Genomic DNA, 18,665 nt, shown 5'->3' with positions numbered 1-18,665 from the left:
CTTTAGTGGCTTATTCGTCCAGCGCATTGCGGATGCCGGCGACGAACGCCTGCACGGCGGCCGGGGCCTGCTCCGGTTCGGAAGCTTCGATTTCCTGGATGATCCGGCTGCCGATGACGACGGCATCGGCCACGCCGGCCAGCGCTTTCGCCGTGGCGGCATCGCGGATGCCGAAGCCCACGCCGATCGGCAGGCTGACGTGCCGGCGGATCGCGGCGATGCGCTCGGCCACCTGGGCGGTATCGATGTTGCCCGCACCGGTCACGCCCTTCAGCGACACGTAGTACGAGAAACCGCTGCCCACCTTGGCGACCTGGGCCACGCGCGCCTCGGTCGAGGTTGGCGCCAGCAGGAAGATCAGGTCGAGGCCGGCCGCGCGCATCTTTGCCGCGAACGCCTCGCATTCCTCGGGCGGGTAATCGACGACGATGGCACCATCCGCCCCCACCGCCCGGGATTGCTCGACGAATTCATCCACGCCGATACGCTCGATCGGGTTGGCGTAGCCCATCAGCACCACGGGCGTGTGCTGGTTGGTCTTGCGGAATTCGCGCACGTAATCGAACACGTGGCGGATACCCACGCCGTGTACCAGCGCGCGTTCGCAGGCGCGCTGGATGACGGGGCCTTCGGCCATCGGGTCGGAAAACGGCACGCCGAGTTCCAGCACGTCGGCGCCGCCCGCCACGAGGGCATGCAGCAGCGGCACCGTCGATGCGGGCGCCGGGTCGCCGGCGGTAATGAAGGTCACGAGACCGGTCTTGTTGTGCGCCTTCAGCGCGGCGAAAGTCTGGGCGATACGGGACATGTTTGTTCTCTGCTTGAAGACCCCGACGGCAGACGCTTGGGTCAGACCCGGCGGGTCTGACCCCGGCCTGCCGTGGGGTTGGAATTGACGATAGCGACGCTTGGAAAAAGATGCGGCGATCAGCCGAACTTGAGCCCCATGCGCTCGGCCACGGTGTGCATGTCCTTGTCGCCGCGGCCGGACAGGTTGGCCAGCACGATCTTGTCCTTCGGCAGCGTGGCCGCCAGCTTGGCGGCGTAGGCCAGCGCGTGCGACGATTCCAGTGCGGGAATGATGCCTTCGATGTGGCAGCAGTCGTGGAACGCGCTCAACGCCTCCTCGTCGGTGATCGACACGTATTGGGCGCGGCCGGAATCCTTCAGCCAGGCGTGTTCCGGGCCCACGCCCGGATAGTCGAGGCCGGCGGAGACGGAGTGGGTTTCGATGATCTGGCCATCGTCGCTCTGCAGCAGGTAGGTGCGGTTGCCGTGCAGGACGCCCGGGTAGCCCTTCGTCAGCGAGGCGGCGTGCTTGTCCGTGTCGAGGCCTTCGCCAGCCGCTTCCACGCCGATCAGCTGCGTGTCCTTCTGGTCGATGTATGGATAGAAAATACCCATCGCATTCGACCCGCCGCCGATGCAGGCAAGCACGTAGTCGGGCTGGCGGCCGGTCATTTCCGGCATCTGCACGAGGCATTCCTCGCCGATCACGGACTGGAAGTCGCGCACGAGCATCGGGTACGGGTGCGGGCCGGCTACCGTGCCGATGATGTAGAACGTGTTTTCAATGTTCGTGACCCAGTCGCGCATGGCTTCGTTCAGCGCATCCTTGAGCGTTTTCGAACCGGATTCGACGGGCACGACGGTGGCGCCCAGCAGCTTCATGCGGTAGACGTTCTGCGCCTGGCGCTTGACGTCCTCAGAGCCCATGTAGACAACGCATTCGAGGCCGAAGCGGGCGCAGATCGTGGCGGTGGCCACGCCGTGCTGGCCGGCGCCCGTTTCGGCGATGATGCGCGGCTTGCCCATGCGCTTGGCCAGCAGCGCCTGGCCGATCACGTTGTTGATCTTGTGCGCGCCGGTGTGGTTCAAGTCTTCGCGCTTGAAATAGATCTGCGCGCCGCCGGCGATCTCGGACCAGCGTTTCGCATGGTAGATCGGCGACGGGCGGCCCACGAAGTGCTTCAGCTCGTAACGGAATTCCTCGAGGAATTCGGGGTCCTGGCTGTAGCGGGCGTAGGCTTCATTCAGCTCGGCCAGCGCATAGGTCAGCGTTTCGGCGACGAACGAGCCGCCATACGGGCCGAAATGGCCGGTAGCGTCGGGCAGCTGGTAATCGGTGGCGTGGAACAGCGGTGTGGCGAGGGATGGTGCGGAAAATGCGGAAGTCATGATGGCGTTCTCTGGAATACTGGGAACGCCGATGGCATACAGATCAGATGTACACGCTCATGCGCCGTTCCCGGGGGTGGCATCGCCGGCCCTGACCGCGGCAATGAATTGCGCGATCAGCCCGGCATCCTTGATGCCCTTCGCGGCTTCGACGCCGGAACTGACGTCAACCGCCCAAGGGCGAACCTGCGCCACCGCGCCAGTCGCATTTTGCACGCTCAAGCCACCACTCAAAACGGCCCGATGCGCGAGTTCTTCTGGAATGAGAGACCAATCGAAAACCTTTCCTGCGCCGCCATAGGCATCGACATACGTGTCGAAGAGAAGCCCGGCAAACTGGGCGGCATGCGGCCGCGAAGAGGCGCGGCTTTGTGCCTCGTATTCTAGCAGCTCGGTGCCGGTCGTGGTCGGTTTTACCCGGAACACGCGCAGGAATGGCCGGTTCGCGGCCGCCGCGGCTGCGGCACACTGCTCGGCCGTTTCATCGCCGTGGAACTGCAACAGCGCCACGGGTGCCACGCGCACGATGGCCGCCACTTCTTCCGCCGGCACGTTGACGAACAGCCCGACAGCGGTGACGAACGGCGGCAGGGTCGCGATCAGCTCGGCCGCGCGCTGCGGCGTCACGTAGCGCGGGCTCTTCGGGTAGAACACGAAGCCGATCGCATCGGCCCCGGCGGCCACGGCGGCGGCCACGTCTTCCTCGCGGGTCAGGCCGCAGATCTTGATGCGGGTGCGGTGCATGCTCATGGTGAGACGATTCCTCAAAAGGCTGGAAGGATGCGCGGGGATTCCTGCGGCAAGCCCCATTTGCCGTCGTATTCGATCTGGGCCAGGTACAGGCCGTCCGGCATGAAGGTGGGCGCGGCGAGCGTGCGGTTGCGCCCTTCCAGCAGTTCGCCCAGCCAGCCCGTGCCTTCGCGGCCCTGGCCGATGTAGACGAGCGAACCGACCAGGTTGCGCACCATGTGATGCAGGAAGGCACTGGCCCGCAACGTGAACAGGATCATGTCGTCATGCCGCTCGATGCCGATCTCGTACATGTCCTTGACCGGCGTTTTCGCCTGGCAGCCGGCGGCGCGGAAGGCGGAAAAGTCGTGCCGGCCCAGCAGCGGGGGGACGGCGGCGCGCATGCGCTCGACATCCAGCGGGCGATGGCAGAAGCCGGCACGGCCGGACAGCAGCGGCGCGCGCACGGCGTTGTTGTACAGCAGGTAGTGATACGTGCGCGAGCGCGCAGAAAAGCGCGCGTGGAAGTCTTGCCCGGGCTGGAATTCGGCGTCACCGAACGGCACCACCTCATGCAATGTCTTCGCCCAGCGCACGCCGACGGAATCGGGCAGGAAGGCATTGATGCCGCGCACCCAGGCGTGCGGTTCGCGCTGCAGGTCGGTATCGAAGTGAACGACCTGGCCCAGCGCATGCACGCCGGCATCGGTGCGGCCGGCGCAGGTGGTGCCGATGCGAACGCAGGCGAAGCGTTCGATTGCCTGCTCCAGCTTGTCCTGCACGGTCTGGCCATGCGGCTGGACCTGGTAGCCCTGCCAGTCGGCGCCGTTGTACTGGACGCCCAATGCGATGCGTTTCAATGCCTGCCCTGCCTCGGTGAAAGAGCAGGAATTATACGCGCATGAGCACGTGCGGCAATCCGCACCTGGCCGGCCCCGGGCTGCAAGCCGGGGCCGTTGTCCGTCATCCCAGTTGCGCGAGCATCTGGTTGGCGCGCGCCACCTGCTCGCTGCTGCCGCCACGCAGCACTTCGTCGAGCAGTTCGCGGGCGCCTTCCTTGTCGCCGATTTCCTGATAGGCGACAGCAAGGTCGAGCTTGGTATCCATTTCCATTTGCTGCGGTGTCAGCGCAGCGGGCGTGGAAACGGGCTCGGCTTGCGGCGTGGCCGTTTCATCCAGGTCCAGGTCGATGCCGGACAGGTCGAATTCCGGCGGCGGCGGCGCCGTGGCCGGTGCCGGCGGCAGGTCGGGCAATCCATGATCCAGCGCGTTCAGCGACGGTGCCGGATCGGCCGGCTGGGCAGTGCCCGGCGTGGCGGGCGCCGGTGGCGGCACGTCGAAGTCCATCAGGTCGAGCTCGGCCAGCGGGTCGGCGCCCGGCGCCGCGGCGGCGGGTGCCGGTTGGGCAGCCTTGTCTTCGGGCAGGTCGAAGTCGAAATCCGGTGACGGTGCCGCGGCCGGCCGCGCCGGCTCGGGCGGCAGGTCGAAGGCCAGGTCGAGCGGATCGGCCGTGGCGGGCGCGGGATCGTCGGCCGCCTTGCCGGTTGTCTGGCTCTCCCCCTTGCCAGCCTGTTGCGGCGATTCTTCGAGATCCAGGCCGCCCAGGTCGAAGTCCAGGTAATGGTCTGCGTCGTTGGTCTCGCTCACCTTCGGCTGCGCCGGGGCGCCTTCCTGCCCGGCGGCCGGCGCGTCCGGTTGCGCGGTGGCGTCGCTGAAATCGAAGTCCGCCAGGCGATCGTCCGCGGCCGGCGGGGGTGGCTCGGCAAAATCAAAGTCGAGCGCGCTGACGGCGGTCTCGGGGGCCGGCTCCTTGCTCAGGTCGAGGTCGAGCCCTTCGTGCGGTGCCTGTTCGGCGGCACGGGCGCGCGCCGCGTCGTCCAGCGCGGTGGCGAAATCGCCGCCAGGCGGGACGGAACGGGCCGCATCGGTGGCAAGCGCCGCGGCACCCGCCGCGGCCACGGTCGCCGCCAGCGGACCGGCGCCACCCTGCGCGCCGTACAGCGCATTGTCCGGGTCGACCGAACGGCCCAGCGCCGCGGCCTGTGCCCACTCGTCGCCCTGCCCCCTGGTCAGCGCATACAGTTCGTTGGCCTGCACCTCGAACGCCCGCAGGTCGTTGCGGTTTGCGTAGATCTCCAGCAGTTTCAACCGCGCCGCATGCCGTTCCGGGTGCGTGCGCAGTGCTTCCTTGAGGATTTCCTCGGCCTGCGCATCGCGGCCATAGGCGATGTAGACGTCGGCTTCGGCCACCGGGTCGACTTCGTTCATGTCGAGCTGGCTGGCGGAGGGCGCGAAGTTCGAATTGAACACACTGTTGCTCGTGTCCACGCTCTGCCCGCCCGGTTCGGCGAACAGCGACTGGCCGGCCGTATCGGCCGGCGGCACGGCCACGGGCACTTTCTGCACCACGGGGGCGAGGGCGGCCTTGCGGCGGCGCGCCAGGATGAGCGCCGTGCCGCCGAGGATCGCCGCCAGCGCGATGCCGAGCGCGGCGATGTTGTCCTTGACCGCATCCATGATGCCCGGCTCCATGCGCGCCGGTGGCACGACCGTGGGCGGCGGGGCGGCCGGCCTGGCTGGCGCCGCTGCCGGCGTGGCAGCGGGCGCGACCGGCTGCGGCGCGGCCGCGACCGGCGTACCGCGGTTGTCCATTTCCGGCACGGCGCCTTCCTGCGCCGCCGCGCCGGTCTGGCTCTTCACCGCCATCAGGTTCTCGAGATCGCTGACGTTCTTTTCCAGTTCCTTGACGCGCGCGGCGGCATCGGCCACCTGCTGCTCCTTCGCGATCTTGTCCTCGGTACCGGCCTTGCCCGCTGCTTCGCCCGCCTTCGACAGCTTCAGCTGGTCCTGCGCTTCGTTGACGGCGTTCGGCCGTTCCTCGACCTTGGCCGTGATCTTGCCGTCGGCGCTTTGCTGCGGCGCCTGGGCCTGGGCCGGCGTGGCCGCCTCGACCTGGCTGGCCAGGCGGTTGCGGTAGGCATTGAAGTCGGCGGCATGCGCGATGACGACGCGGCGCGCCTCGGAACGGTCGGTGCCGCGCACCGCCTCCGCATCCGGCACCGACAGGATCCTGCCCGACTTCAGGCGATTCATGTTGCGGCCGCTGAACGCCTCGGGGTTGGCCCGATACAGGGCCACCAGCATCATGTCCAGCGACACGTCGGCCGGCTTGATACCGCTGGCGATGCCGGACAGCGTGTCGCCCCGCTTGACGCGGATATCGTTGGCAGCTTCCCGGGCCGGCGCTGGTGCACGCGCCGGCTGGGCGGGCGCCGGGGCCGGGGCCGGCGCGGATGGCGTGGCAGGCGCCCCGGCCTGCGCGGCGGCGCGGTTGACATCGACCGGTGCCGCCACCTGCGGCGATTGCGGGTTGCGCATCTCCGGCGGATCCAGCAGGAACGTGTATTCGCGCACCAGGCGCCCATTGGCCCAGGAAAGCTCGAGCAGCATGTCGACGAACGGCTCGTTGACCGGCTGCGCCGATGTCACGCGGATGAAGCGCCGGCCATCGCGCTGCTCGATATCGAAGCGCAGGTTCAGCAATGCCGGGTTGAATTCGACGTTCGCCGCCTTGAAAGCTTCCAGTGGCGCCAGTTTCACGGCCAGGTCGGTCGCCTCTGCCGGCGTGACGGCCGTCAGCTCGATTTCGGCGCGCAGCGGCTGCCCCAGGGCGGACAGCACAGTAAGCTTGCCGAGGCCGGCGGCATGCACCGGTGGGAGGATGGCTGTGCCGATGACGGCGCTGGCCAGTGCGGACAACGCAAACGAAGCAACCCTGGAGCGTTTATATACGGGCATATTCTTATGGTGTTAAGTTGGCAACGGGCGGCCGGGGCTTGGCCGGACGTCCCAACATAACATCATGCCCGTGAGCATGCAAGCGCCGCTCCCGGAGCGCGCGCCCCCTATGAAAGGCTCGGTTCGTTTCTCAATTCGTTTCTCAAGCGCGGCGGCGCCGCAGCATGCCTCCGGCAAGGACGAGGCCGGTACCCAGCATCAGATAGCTCGACGGTTCAGGAACCACGCTGACGACGGCAAATGCGCTGGCCGATATCTGCAATTCGGAAATCAGGTCGAGACTCGAGTCGTTTACGAACTCGACCTGGATCCAGTCATCGAATGCCGTGCCGCTGCCGGGGTTGTACGTCGACAGGATCCGGGAATAGAGACTTGGCGTGCCATCGTCGGAAGGCGTGAAGCGTACCGTTACGACCGCCGCGCTGTTCTGCCCCGGCACCGGGGCGCCGATACCAAGCGACCCGGTGGCGTGACCGGTGAAGATCAACTTGGTGCGGGGACTCAGTATGTAGAACGCCTCCCAGAGACCCACCGCCTGGTAGATGCCGGCCTCGCCGATACTGCCGGAAGCCCCCATCGTGTCGCCACTGAACCAGGCCATCGCCTGGGCGCTGCCGGCGACCTGTGATGACGACACCAGTTCGCCTGCGGTGCTGGGCTGTTCGTCATTGCTTTGTTCGTCGCCATAGCGCGCGGCGACGCTGGTCGCGGCAACCCGCCTGTTGATGGGGAATGCGATGGATGGCGCAATGCCATCGGCTGGGTCCAGATCGATCAGCTGGTAACTGTAATCCGACAGCGAAGCCTGCGCGGTCGAGTCTTGCGCGAGCGCGTTGCCGAACAATACCGCCAGGACGGACCCGGCAACGAGCGTGCGTGTCATGTCAGGCCTCGCTTGTCATTGTGATCATTCAGCCTAGCAGGCTTTCGATCGCATGGCGAGGTCGGATACGCTTGCATCCGACCTGTATGTGTAACGCAACGCATTACATGGCCGAGCTGAATTGTCGACGTAAAAAAACCGGGCTCGCGGCCCGGTTTTCCTGGCATGCCAAGCGGCGGATTACTTGTCCAGCACGATGCGCAACATGCGGCGCAGTGGCTCGGCCGCGCCCCACAGCAGCTGGTCGCCGACGGTGAACGCGGAAATGTATTCCGGACCCATCGACAGCTTGCGCACGCGGCCGACCGGGATCGTCAGGCTGCCCGTCACGGCGGCCGGGGTCAGGTCGCGCACGGAAGCTTCGCGCGTGTTCGGCACGAACTTCACCCACTGGTTGTCGTTGGCGATGATGTCGTTGATCTCGTCCAGCGGCACATCCTTGTTCAGCTTGATAGTCAGCGCTTGCGAGTGGCAGCGCATCGCGCCGATGCGCACGCACAGGCCGTCCACCGGAATCGCCTTGGAGCCGAAGCCTTCGCCGCGGCCGAGGATCTTGTTGGTCTCGGCGCCGCCCTTCCACTCTTCCTTCGACTGGCCGTTGTTCAGGTCCTTGTCGATCCACGGGATCAGGTTGCCGGCCAGCGGCACGCCGAACTGTTTCGTTTCTTCAGCCGACAGGCCATGCTGGGTCGCCAGCACCTGGCGATCGATTTCCAGGATCGCGGAAGCCGGGTTGTCCAGCAGCGGTTTCACGGCAGCGTTGATGGTGCCGAACTGGGTCAGCAGCTCGCGCATGTGCTGCGCGCCGCCGCCCGATGCGGCCTGGTACGTCATCGACGTCATCCAGTCCACCAGGTTGGCCTTGAACAGGCCGCCCAGGCCCATCAGCATGCACGACACGGTGCAGTTACCGCCGATGAAGTTCTTCACGCCCTTCGTCATCGCATCCTTGATGACGTCCAGGTTGACCGGATCCAGCACGATGACCGAATCCTTGTCCATGCGCAGCGTGGACGCCGCGTCGATCCAGTAACCGTTCCAGCCCGCCGCGCGCAGTTTCGGGAACACTTCGCTCGTGTAGTCGCCGCCCTGGCAGGAGATGATGATCTCGCAGCGCTTCAGTTCGTCGATATCGGTGGCGTCCTTCAGCGTGGTTTCGTTCTTCGCCATTGCCGGGGCCTTGCCGCCCGTGTTCGACGTGGAGAAGAAGACCGGTTCGATGTGGTCGAAATCGCCCTCTTCCTGCATGCGCTGCATCAGGACCGAGCCCACCATGCCACGCCAGCCTACCAGACCTACTAATTTCATTTTATTACCCTCGGAGTTTTGGATGTTCTACTGGAACGCACCAGCGGCGCGTTCCGTGTACATGTATTTACTTCGCCAGCGCCTTGACGACGGCGTCGCCCATCTGCTCGGTGCCCACTTTCGTGGTGCCTTCCTCGTAGATGTCGGCCGTGCGCAGGCCCTGCGCCAGCACGGCCTTCACGGCGCTGTCGATGCGGTCGGCCTGTTCGGCCTTGCCCAGCGAGAAGCGCAGCATCATCGTCGCCGACAGGATCGTGGCCAGCGGATTGGCAATGCCCTTGCCGGCGATGTCCGGCGCGGAGCCGTGCGACGGTTCGTACAGGCCCTTGTTGTTCGCATCCAGCGAGGCCGAAGGCAGCATGCCGATCGAGCCGGTCAGCATCGCTGCGGCATCGGACAGGATATCGCCGAACATGTTGCCGGTGACGATCACGTCGAACTTCTTCGGCGCGCGCACCAGCTGCATCGCGGCGTTGTCGACATACATGTGGTCCAGCGCCACGTCCGGGTATTCCTTGTGCACGTCGGTGACGATGTCTTTCCAGAACTGGAACGTTTCCAGCACGTTGGCCTTGTCGACGCTGGTCAGGCGCTTGTCGCGCTTTTGCGCGGCCTGGAACGCCACGTGGGCAATGCGGCGAATTTCACCCTCGGCATAGCGCATCGTGTCGAAACCTTCGCGCTGGCCCTTGAACGGGCCGTCCGGGCATTCGCGCACGCCGCGCGGCTGGCCGAAATAAATGTCGCCGGTCAGTTCGCGGATGATCAGGATGTCCAGGCCCGATACCACCTCGGGCTTCAGCGTGGAAGCACCGGCCAGTTCCGGGTACAGGATCGCCGGGCGCAGGTTGGCGAACAGGCCCAGGTTCTTGCGCAGGCCGAGGATGGCCTGTTCGGGGCGCAGCGGACGGTCCAGCGTGTCGTACTTCCAGTCGCCGACGGCGCCGAACAGCACGGCATCGGCCGCCTTGGCCAGCGCCAGCGTGGCGTCCGGCAGCGGATGGCCGGCCGCTTCATAGCCGGCACCGCCGACCGGCGCGGTTTCCAGTTCGAATTTCTCGTCGAGCGCGTTCAGCACCTTGACAGCCTGGGCGACGATCTCCGGGCCGATGCCGTCGCCCGGCAGGATTGCGATTTTCATTGTTGTATACCCGTTTTCAGATCGAGTTGGCCAGCCAGGGCTGGCTTGCCAGATGCCGCTCCTCGAACGCACGGATGGTGTCCGCGTGGCGCAGCGTGAGGCCAATATCGTCGAGGCCGTTCATCAGGCAATATTTGCGGAAGGCGTCGACCTCGAAGGGGTAGGAGATCTTGCCGTCCTGGGAGCGGATGACTTGCTGCTCAAGGTCCACCACCAGGCGGTAGCCGGGGAAGGCCTTGACTTCGTCGAACAGATGATCGATCTGCGCTTCGGTTAAGACGACCGGCAGCACGCCGTTCTTGAAGCAATTGTTAAAGAAGATGTCGGCAAAGCTGGGCGCCAGGATGGCACGGAAGCCGTATTGCTCCAGCGCCCACGGCGCATGTTCGCGCGAGGAGCCGCAGCCGAAGTTCTTGCGCGTGAGGAGGATCGACGCGCCCTGGTAGCGGGGCTGGTTCAGCACGAAGTCCGGATTCAGCGGGCGATTGGAATTATCCATGCCGGGCTCGCCGTGATCCAGGTAGCGCCACTCGTCGAACAGGTTGGGGCCGAAGCCCGTGCGGCGGATCGATTTCAGGAACTGTTTCGGGATGATGGCGTCGGTATCGACGTTCGAGCGGTCGAGCGGGGCGACAAGGCCCTCGTAGATCGTAAATTTGTCCATGCTGCTCTCTTGGTGGAGCGCGGCACCAGGCCGCGCCGCGGTGTTATTTTTTGCCGCCGCGTTCGACGGCCTGGCCAACCTTCTGTACGTCCTTGCCGAAACCGGCAACGGTGTTGCAACCGGCAAGGACGATGGTGGCGAGGGCGATGGCGAACAGGGTTTTCATGGTTCTGACTTCTTGTGAAAGTTTGGGTAGCGCTTGCTTTCACCCCAACCGCAAATACTGGGGTCAGACCCGGCGGGTCTGACCCCGGACTCTGCCGTTGGGGTCGATCAGGTCAGCGGATCGCGCGGATGTCGACGAAGTGGCCGGCGATACCGGCGGCGGCGGCCATGGCCGGCGACACCAGGTGGGTGCGCCCGCCCTGGCCTTGCCGGCCCTCGAAATTGCGGTTCGAGGTGGACGCGCAGCGCTCGCCCGGATCGAGGCGGTCGGCATTCATTGCCAGGCACATCGAGCAGCCCGGCTCACGCCATTCGAAGCCGGCGGCCTTGAAGATCGTGTCCAGCCCTTCGCGCTCGGCCTGTTCCTTGACCAGCCCGGAACCCGGCACCACCATCGCCAGCTTCACGTTCGAGGCGCGCTGCTTGCCGCGCACGACGGCGGCGGCGGCGCGCAGGTCTTCGATACGCGAGTTGGTGCAGGAACCGATGAACACCTTGTCGATGCGGATATCCTCGATCGCCGTGTTCGGCTTCAGGTCCATGTAGACCAGTGCCTTTTCCATCGCCTCGCGCTTGACCGTGTCCTTTTCGTGGTCGGGATCGGGCACGCGGCCATCGACCGGCACAACCATCTCGGGCGACGTGCCCCAGGTCACCTGCGGCTTGATCTCGGCCGCATCGAGGGTGACGACGAAGTCGAACTTCGCACCCGGCTCGGTGTGCAGCGTGCGCCAGTATTCGACGGCGCGTTCCCAGTGCGGGCCCACGGGCGCGAACGGGCGGCCCTTCACGTAATTGATCGTGGTGTCGTCGACGCCGATCATGCCGGCGCGCGCACCCGCTTCGATCGCCATGTTGCAGACCGTCATGCGGCCTTCCATCGACAGCGCACGGATCGCGGAGCCGCCGAACTCGATCGCGTAGCCGGTGCCGCCTGCGGTACCGATCTTGCCGATGATGGCCAGCACGATATCCTTGGCGGTCACGCCGGGCAGCAGTTCGCCGTCGACCTGCACCAGCATCGATTTCGATTTCTTCGCCAGCAGCGTCTGCGTGGCCAGCACGTGCTCGACTTCGGAAGTGCCGATGCCGTGCGCCAGCGCGCCGAAGGCGCCGTGCGTGGACGTGTGCGAATCGCCGCAAACGACGGTCATGCCGGGCAGCGTGGCACCCTGCTCCGGGCCGATCACGTGGACGATGCCCTGGCGCTTGTCGTTCATGTTGAAGTACGTGACGCCGTACTCCTTGGTATTGTTGTCCAGCGTTTCCACCTGCAGGCGGGAAACAGGATCCTCGATACCGTGCGAGCGGTCGGTGGTGGGCACGTTGTGGTCTGCCACCGCCAGGTTGGCGGACAGGCGCCACAGAGAGCGGTTGGCCGCGCGCAGGCCGTCGAAGGCTTGCGGGCTGGTGACTTCATGCACGAGGTGGCGATCGATGTACAGGATGGCGGTGCCGTCGTCCTCCGTGCGCACCACATGCGATTCCCAGAGTTTGTCGTAAAGCGTCTTCATAATGCTGCTTGCTGCCTGTGTGTAGAAAGTTCCGTTTTGATTATGCCACAGTTTGTGCGCTGCAAAACAAGCCGACTTTCCGCCTCGTGGGCCGCGGTCCCTTGCATTTCCCTGCTGCGCGCCTAGGGCGCCGGTGTTGCGAATTGTTGCTCCGAAAATGGCGAAAATGGGGACGGACCCTATTTTCGAGGAAACATTTCTCATCACCGGGGTCTGACCCCGGATCCAGGAAATGTTTCGCAAAAGTGGGGTCTGACCCCGGTTCTAAGCAATATTTTAGTTTAGAAAGCAAAAAAGCCTGCGATTGCGGTCGCAGGCTTTTTCGGGTGACTTGCTTGGCGAACTCTTTATGCTGCCATGCGCACGCTGCTCCTGCAACCATCCATCAGGAACGATAGGCCCACGACAAGCACCAGTTCGCCTTCGGCCGAGCGTGCGGTACCGGTCACGCCTTCGACGGTCAGCGCCGTCATCGGCTTGATCACCAGGTCGGCGGTGCCGTCGACGGCACCCACGGCCAGGATGTACGGCTGCGGCGCATTGATGACGATGCCCACGCGTTCGGTGGACAGTTCATAGCCCAGCGCATTGGCCAGCGAACGCACCGGCAGCGGCCGCCCCTGGTCCTTCATCACCGGCGCACCGCCCACTTCGTTGAACGTTTCCGGCAGTTCCACCACGCGCTCGACGACGGCCATCGGCAGCGCCAGCAGCGCGCCGGAGGTCGATACCAGCATCGTCGGCACGATCGACAGCTCGATCGGCAGGCGGATCGCGAACTTGGTGCCCTTGCCCAGCGCCGATTCGATGTGGATCGCGCCACGGTTCTTCTCGACGGCGGTCTTCACCACGTCCATGCCCACGCCGCGGCCGGAAACGGACGATGCCACTTCCTTCGTCGAGAAGCCCGGCAGGAATACCAGCTGGTACGACTCGTCGTCCGTCATGTTCGCGGTCGGCGAGATCAGCCCCTTCTCGCCGGCCTTGCGGCGCAGCGCTGCCGGGTCCATGCCCTTGCCGTCGTCCTGCAGCACGATCATCACACTGTTGGCTTCCTGCCACGCTTTCAGCAGGATCGTTGCCTTCGGGTTCTTGCCGGCGGCAATACGGGCGTCCGGGCCTTCCACGCCGTGGTCGAGCGCGTTGCGCAGCATGTGCACGAGCGGATCGTACAGGCTGTCGACGACGACGCGGTCCACTTCCGTTTCCGCGCCTTCGATGACCAGTTCGACTTCCTTGCCCAGGTCTTTCGCCAGTTCGCGCACCAGGCGCGGGAATTTCTGGAACAGCCTGCCGACCGGTTGCATGCGGGTTGCCAGCGTGGCGCGCTGCAGTTCCGTCGAATAGCGCGACGCCCGTTCCAGCGTTTCGGTCAGGGCCGACATCAGCGTGGCGGCCTGGCCTTCGAACTTGAACTGCTGCAGGCGCTCCAGCAGCACGGCGGCCTGGTTGGCGGCCTGCACGGATTCGCCGGCCACTTCCAGCAGCGCGTCGAGCTTGACCGCGTCGATACGGATGCTTTCCTCTTTCGCGGGCGCGGCATGGGCAGCCTTGGCTTCGTCGCGGCGCTCGACACCATCCCATTTCTTCCCGGACGCATCGACGGACGGTGCGGCAACGGGCGCCGGGGCGGCCGGCGCTTCGGCGGCAGGCGCCACGGGAGCGCTGACGGCAGCGCTGGCGGGAGGAGCAACCGGTGCGGCGGCAGGTGCCCCGGCGGGCCGCGCATACGTTCCCGGCGGCACGACCGCCTCGTACATCGATTCCCAGTCCAGGCCATCGGCCGACGGCGCACGCGGTGCCGTCGCGGCTGGCGCGGCGGGTGCCGGCGGCGCCACGGGGGCCGGTGCCGGCGCGGCCTTCGCCGCCGGCTTGGCCGAGCTTTCCTTGCCATTGATGGCGTCCGTCAGGATCGCTTCCAGGTCGGCCGGCATCGGCCCGAGGCTATCCGGCGCGGCGCCGTTGTTCAGTTCCGCCAGCTGGTCGGCCACGAAGCCGGACGCCTGGAGCGCCGCCTCGATCGACAGCGGCGTGACGGGCGCGACACCGGTGCGCAGCGCATCGAACAGGTTTTCCGTCAGGTGACAGGCCGACACGAGCGCACCGAGATTCATGAAGCCCGCCCCACCCTTGATGGTGTGGAACGAACGGAACACGGCGTTCAGCGTTTCCTTGTTCTGCGGATCGCGTTCGAGATGCAGCAGGTGCTCCTCGACATTGACCGCCAGGTCCATCGCCTCGACGACGAACTCCTTGAGCATATCGTCCATCAGAACCCCAGGTCGGCAAGCAGGTCGTCCACATTGTCCTGGTTCAGCGCCACGGACGGGGCCGACGGCCCACTCATCAGCGACACTTCCAGGGCCTCTTTCTGCGCAATGAGCTCGCGCTTGTCAGGCGGCGCATTGTCCTTCAGCAGCTGGGCCAGTTCCGACTCGACCGTCTTGGTGATGATCACCACCTTCTTGATCAACTGGCCGGTGATATCCTGGAAATCCTGCGCCATCATGATTTCAAGCAGGCGCGCCTTCTCGGCTTCGGTGGCTTCGGACACGGCTTGCGCAAATGCGCGCGAGTCGCCGGCCAGCGTCTTGAATTCTTCAATGCTGAGCTTGCCGTCGAACAGCGCGGCCCAGCGGTCTTCCATTTCCTTGGACTTCTTCGACAGCACGTCCTGTGCGGGCATGCCATCGTCGAGCGTGTTCAACACCTTGTTGGCAGCCTGTTCGGTCAGCGAGGCCACGTATTCCAGGCGGTCCTGTGCGTCCACGATCTGGCTCGAGGCCTCCGTCAGCGCCTTGTCGTAGCCAAGTTCGCGCAGCGAGTCGTGCAACAGGCGAACGATGCCGCCCAGGCGTTCGAACATGGTGCCATCCTGCTGGCCTTCCTCGCCGGCCGGCGCGTCGGCTGCCTGCACGGCAGCGGCAGCTGGAGCCGATGGCGCAGGCGCGGGAGCGGTACGGGTCGAGGCGATCTCGTCGAACAGGCTTTCCAGGTCGTCACCGGCAGCAGCGGCCGGCGCGGGTGCGGGCGCCGGCGCCGGGGAGGCGGTGGCACGCTGCGCGGACACTTCCTCGAATAATGCGTCGAAATCATCAGCGGCGTCGGTCATATCCCTGCTTCTCCATAATCAAAAAATGCTTTCGTATCAACTGCCTAAGGGTCTTGAGTGATGACGCTCGGCAATATTCACGCACTTCCGCGAGTGTAGCAGGGGGTCGTCCGCTTGTTCAATCCCGGTCCGGTCAATCCCGCGCGGCAACAGCAAAAGGCGGCTTTTCTGTTGTATTTGGGTCGCCGGCTCGCTTTGATGTTTATCAAGTACAAACATGGCATTCGGGCCAAGTTCGTGCCAATTTCATCTCACTATTGAGAAAGATCAAGTCTTTACATCCAGACAAGAGCGCGATTCGCGACTACAATGGGGGCGCGCATGTATTCGAGGAGCTGACATGTACCGGAAAATTCTGATCACTACCGATGGTTCCGCGGTCTCCCGTATGACCGCCTGCGCCGGCGTGTCGTTTGCCCAGCAACTCGGTGCCGAGGTCCTCGCCCTGTTTGTTGCACCCGAATACCAGTACCCGATTTATGTCGAGATCATTCCGCCAAGCTACCCCAGCGAAGAAGAATACCGCGCCGCCATGGCGCGCGCTGGCCGCGACCACGTGCAATCGATCGTCGCATCGTGCGACAAGAAAGGCGTGCGGTGCGAAAGCATGACAGCCTTTGCCGAAAGCGCGGCCCTGAAAATCGTCGAAATCGCCGCGCAAAAAGGCTGCGACCTGATCTTCATCGGCTCCCACGGCCGTAGCGGCTGGGGCCAGCTGTTGCTGGGGAGTGTCACCAACAAGGTCTTGTCGCATTCAAAGATCCCGGTGCTCGTGCACCGGCTGCTGCAAGAACCCCTGCCCGAATAGGTCTTGCACAAGTCTCGCAACAATCGCCGTCGCCGCATCGAACCTTTGCTCGATATCGCACATTCTGCTCCCGCATGGTTCCAGACCGCGCCACCGGGATGACAGGCAACACCGGAGTGTCACCAAACCACCCATGATCAGAATAGTCATCGCAGACGACCACACCATCATGCGCGAAGGACTCAAGCGCATCCTCGACGGTGCCCCCGATATCGACATCGTCGGCGAAGCCGTCGACGGCTTCGAGGTATTGCGCCATGTGCGTCAGGGCGGCTTCGACCTGCTGCTGCTCGACTTGTCGATGCCGGGGCGCAGTGGCGTCGACCTGATCCGCCAGATCCGCAGCGAAGCCCCGAAGCTGAACGTGCTGATCCTCACCATGCACGAAGAGGAACAATACGCCGTGCGCGCCATCCGCGCCGGCGCCCAGGGCTACCTGACCAAGGAGAGTGCCGGCACGCAGCTGGTCGGCGCCATCCACAAGGTGGCCTCGGGCCGGCCATATATCAGCACCGAAGTCGCCGAGCAGCTGGCACTCAATATCATGATGCCGAATGAAAGCCTGCTGCACAAACAACTGTCGGACCGCGAATTCGAGGTATTCTCCTTACTCGTTTCCGGCAAGTCGATTACTGAAATCGCCAATAGCCTGCACCTCTCGGTAAAAACCGTCAGTACCCATAAAACGCGCATCATGCAAAAAATGGGAATGAGCTCACTGTCGGAAATGGTTCAATACGCAGTGGCGCATAAACTACTGTCGCCGTTCAAATCCTGACCCGCCGCGCCTGCCTGCGGGCCCTCCCCCTCTCTATGAAGCACCGTCTCGGCCAGTAGGAGTATTCCTACAGTTTGGCGCTGGCTCCTACGAGCACATTCAGCGCTTGCCGATATCCATCCCTCCCCCCGTTGGCATACTGAAACCATTCCAAAGCGAGTTGCCGCAAATCCACTTGGATTGACCGCAACAGCAAAAAAATACCGGTAGTTCAAAACCGGGTTCAAAACCAGGAATTGTTTCAGTTTTAGCTTCAAACATTCGCTTTTAAATCCGAACATACATGACCTGAAATCAGGAGATAAGCATGCTCCCCACGCAAATGTCCGAAACCCGAGTCGCCTCCCCGGCTGCCCAATCCCCCGCCATGGAAGCGGGCCGCCAGCGCCAGGGCCGTCTCTGGTCGAACCTGAAGGAAGTCTGCGACCTCCTGCATATTCCCGCGGCCTGCTCCGTCAACGCCGAGGAATTACTGTTCCAGCACGTACAGTTCAAGACCGGCCAGCGCATCCATACGATCGGCCAGCCGTTCGACACGCTGTATATCGTCAACTCCGGCTTCCTGAAAACCGTCCTGATCGACGAATTCGGCAACGAGCAGGTGCTGAGCTTCCCGATGAAAGGCGACATGCTGGGCGTCGATGGCATCCACAGCCGCCATTACTCGTCCGAGGCGGTCGCCCTGTCCGACTGCGACCTGATCCTGCTGCCGTTCAAGAAGCTGACCGCGCTGGGCCGTGTCCACGTGGAACTCGAACACATGATGTATGGCGTGATGAGCCGCGAACTGGTGCGCGAGCAGGCCATGATCGGCATGCTGGGCGCGCTGAGCGCCGAAGCCCGCGTGGCCCGCTTCCTCGTGTCGCTGGCCGACCGCTTCGCCCAGATGGGTTATTCGAGCAAACTGTTCAACCTGCGCATGACCCGTCATGAAATCGGCAGCTACCTGGGCCTGACACTGGAAACAGTGAGCCGCACTTTGTCGGCCTTCAATGAAATCGGCCTGATCACGGTCGACCAGCGCACGATCGGCATCAAGGACCCGGAGGCGCTGAAGACACTGCGCCGCCTGCCGCCTTCCCGTTCCCGCAGCAAGTCCGCCGCCAGCCGAGCCAAGGCCGCCGCCGATGCGGCATCCACGCCGCCGGTACAACTGGCTGCCGCTGTCTGACAGCACATTAACGTTTACCTCACCCAGCTTGGGCCCGCTTCGGCGGGCCTTTTTTTTGCGTCGGCAACACCGGCGCGCGCGCCTGGGATTTTCCCCCACGTGCCCGCCAAAAAACGCTTGCATTTCCGACAGGGGTGCCCAATAATGCAAATGCGAATCATTCTTATTTAAGGCGAAAATGACCATGCAGACCCAAGCCAACCAACCGAAGCCGGTGCCTGCTGCCCGGCAACCCGTTCCTGTGCGCCGCCTGACCACCGCCGGCCTGATGGAAGACCAGCGCGAAGTCGAAATCGAGCATGCGGGCCGCATCTACCGCCTGCGCATCACGCAGCTGAACAAGCTCATTCTCACCGCCTGAATCGGGCAAGTCATTCCAGCGAGCCGTCGCCAGCTGATAGTTCTAGAGGAGAGTA

The 18,665-nt window shown here is 64.5% G+C and carries 17 protein-coding genes; 4 read left to right on the top strand and 13 right to left on the bottom strand.

Translation table 11 applies throughout. The annotated features are described in order from the left end of the window. Nucleotides 1-10: 10 nt before the first annotated feature. From trpA to EWM63_RS19995, 13 genes are all read right to left on the bottom strand, one after another. Nucleotides 11-808 (bottom strand): tryptophan synthase subunit alpha, encoded by a 798-nt coding sequence (trpA, locus tag EWM63_RS20055; protein WP_130188117.1) that lies wholly within the window; start codon nt 806-808, stop codon nt 11-13. Nucleotides 809-927: 119 nt separating this feature from the next. After that, nucleotides 928-2,178 carry a tryptophan synthase subunit beta gene (gene trpB / locus EWM63_RS20050; RefSeq protein WP_130188116.1) on the bottom strand — a complete coding sequence of 417 codons (1,251 nt, stop codon included), beginning with the start codon at nt 2,176-2,178 and terminating at the stop codon, nt 928-930. 57 nt (nt 2,179-2,235) lie between these two features. Continuing rightward, nucleotides 2,236-2,928, bottom strand: coding sequence for a phosphoribosylanthranilate isomerase (locus EWM63_RS20045; protein WP_259772487.1), 693 nt, complete (start codon nt 2,926-2,928; stop codon nt 2,236-2,238). Between the two features lie 14 nt (nt 2,929-2,942). Next, entirely contained in the window at nt 2,943-3,767 is an 825-nt protein-coding gene (truA, locus tag EWM63_RS20040) for a tRNA pseudouridine(38-40) synthase TruA (RefSeq protein WP_130188114.1), read from the bottom strand. A gap of 103 nt (nt 3,768-3,870) precedes the next feature. Further along, nucleotides 3,871-6,705: a motility hub landmark protein FimV gene (locus EWM63_RS20035; protein WP_130188113.1), complete on the bottom strand. Its 2,835-nt coding sequence runs from the start codon at nt 6,703-6,705 to the stop codon at nt 3,871-3,873. Nucleotides 6,706-6,847: 142 nt separating this feature from the next. Then, complete coding sequence (locus EWM63_RS20030) at nt 6,848-7,588, bottom strand: PEP-CTERM sorting domain-containing protein (RefSeq protein ID WP_130188112.1); 741 nt, start codon at nt 7,586-7,588, stop codon at nt 6,848-6,850. Nucleotides 7,589-7,768: 180 nt separating this feature from the next. Next, nucleotides 7,769-8,896: an aspartate-semialdehyde dehydrogenase gene (asd, locus tag EWM63_RS20025; RefSeq protein ID WP_130188111.1), complete on the bottom strand. Its 1,128-nt coding sequence runs from the start codon at nt 8,894-8,896 to the stop codon at nt 7,769-7,771. A 67-nt stretch (nt 8,897-8,963) separates the two neighbouring features. Next, nucleotides 8,964-10,037, bottom strand: coding sequence for a 3-isopropylmalate dehydrogenase (gene leuB, locus EWM63_RS20020; protein ID WP_130188110.1), 1,074 nt, complete (start codon nt 10,035-10,037; stop codon nt 8,964-8,966). A 16-nt stretch (nt 10,038-10,053) separates the two neighbouring features. After that, on the bottom strand, nt 10,054-10,701 hold the full coding sequence (leuD, locus tag EWM63_RS20015) for a 3-isopropylmalate dehydratase small subunit (protein WP_130188109.1): 648 nt from the start codon (nt 10,699-10,701) through the stop codon (nt 10,054-10,056). Between the two features lie 43 nt (nt 10,702-10,744). Further along, nucleotides 10,745-10,867, bottom strand: a complete 123-nt coding sequence (locus EWM63_RS20010; RefSeq protein ID WP_130188108.1) for an entericidin A/B family lipoprotein — start codon at nt 10,865-10,867, stop codon at nt 10,745-10,747. Nucleotides 10,868-10,979: 112 nt separating this feature from the next. Then, nucleotides 10,980-12,383 carry a 3-isopropylmalate dehydratase large subunit gene (gene leuC / locus EWM63_RS20005; RefSeq protein WP_130190497.1) on the bottom strand — a complete coding sequence of 468 codons (1,404 nt, stop codon included), beginning with the start codon at nt 12,381-12,383 and terminating at the stop codon, nt 10,980-10,982. A gap of 344 nt (nt 12,384-12,727) precedes the next feature. Beyond that, nucleotides 12,728-14,650 (bottom strand): chemotaxis protein CheA, encoded by a 1,923-nt coding sequence (locus EWM63_RS20000; protein ID WP_130188107.1) that lies wholly within the window; start codon nt 14,648-14,650, stop codon nt 12,728-12,730. Then, complete coding sequence (locus EWM63_RS19995; RefSeq protein ID WP_130188106.1) at nt 14,650-15,492, bottom strand: protein phosphatase CheZ; 843 nt, start codon at nt 15,490-15,492, stop codon at nt 14,650-14,652. Before EWM63_RS19995 ends, EWM63_RS20000 begins: the two co-directional genes overlap by 1 nt. 340 nt (nt 15,493-15,832) lie before the next feature. On the opposite strand from EWM63_RS19995, the gene EWM63_RS19990 reads away from it, so the two are divergent. The 4 genes from EWM63_RS19990 (at nt 15,833) to hemP (ending at nt 18,610) form a co-directional block, all read left to right on the top strand. Next, complete coding sequence (locus tag EWM63_RS19990; RefSeq protein ID WP_130190496.1) at nt 15,833-16,300, top strand: universal stress protein; 468 nt, start codon at nt 15,833-15,835, stop codon at nt 16,298-16,300. A 133-nt stretch (nt 16,301-16,433) separates the two neighbouring features. Next, on the top strand, nt 16,434-17,078 hold the full coding sequence (locus tag EWM63_RS19985) for a response regulator (protein WP_130188105.1): 645 nt from the start codon (nt 16,434-16,436) through the stop codon (nt 17,076-17,078). Between the two features lie 367 nt (nt 17,079-17,445). Then, the gene (locus tag EWM63_RS19980) at nt 17,446-18,249 is read left to right on the top strand and encodes a Crp/Fnr family transcriptional regulator (RefSeq protein WP_130190495.1); all 804 of its coding nucleotides are present in this window, start codon (nt 17,446-17,448) and stop codon (nt 18,247-18,249) included. A 178-nt stretch (nt 18,250-18,427) separates the two neighbouring features. Next, the gene (gene hemP, locus EWM63_RS19975) at nt 18,428-18,610 is read left to right on the top strand and encodes a hemin uptake protein HemP (protein ID WP_130188104.1); all 183 of its coding nucleotides are present in this window, start codon (nt 18,428-18,430) and stop codon (nt 18,608-18,610) included. Nucleotides 18,611-18,665: the final 55 nt, after the last annotated feature.

The sequence above is a fragment of the Pseudoduganella lutea genome (assembly GCF_004209755.1).
Taxonomy (GTDB): Bacteria; Pseudomonadota; Gammaproteobacteria; order Burkholderiales; family Burkholderiaceae_D; genus Rugamonas; species Rugamonas lutea.
The sequence above is the reverse complement of the archived record's forward strand: the minus strand, read 5'-3'. Positions and strand labels throughout refer to the sequence as shown.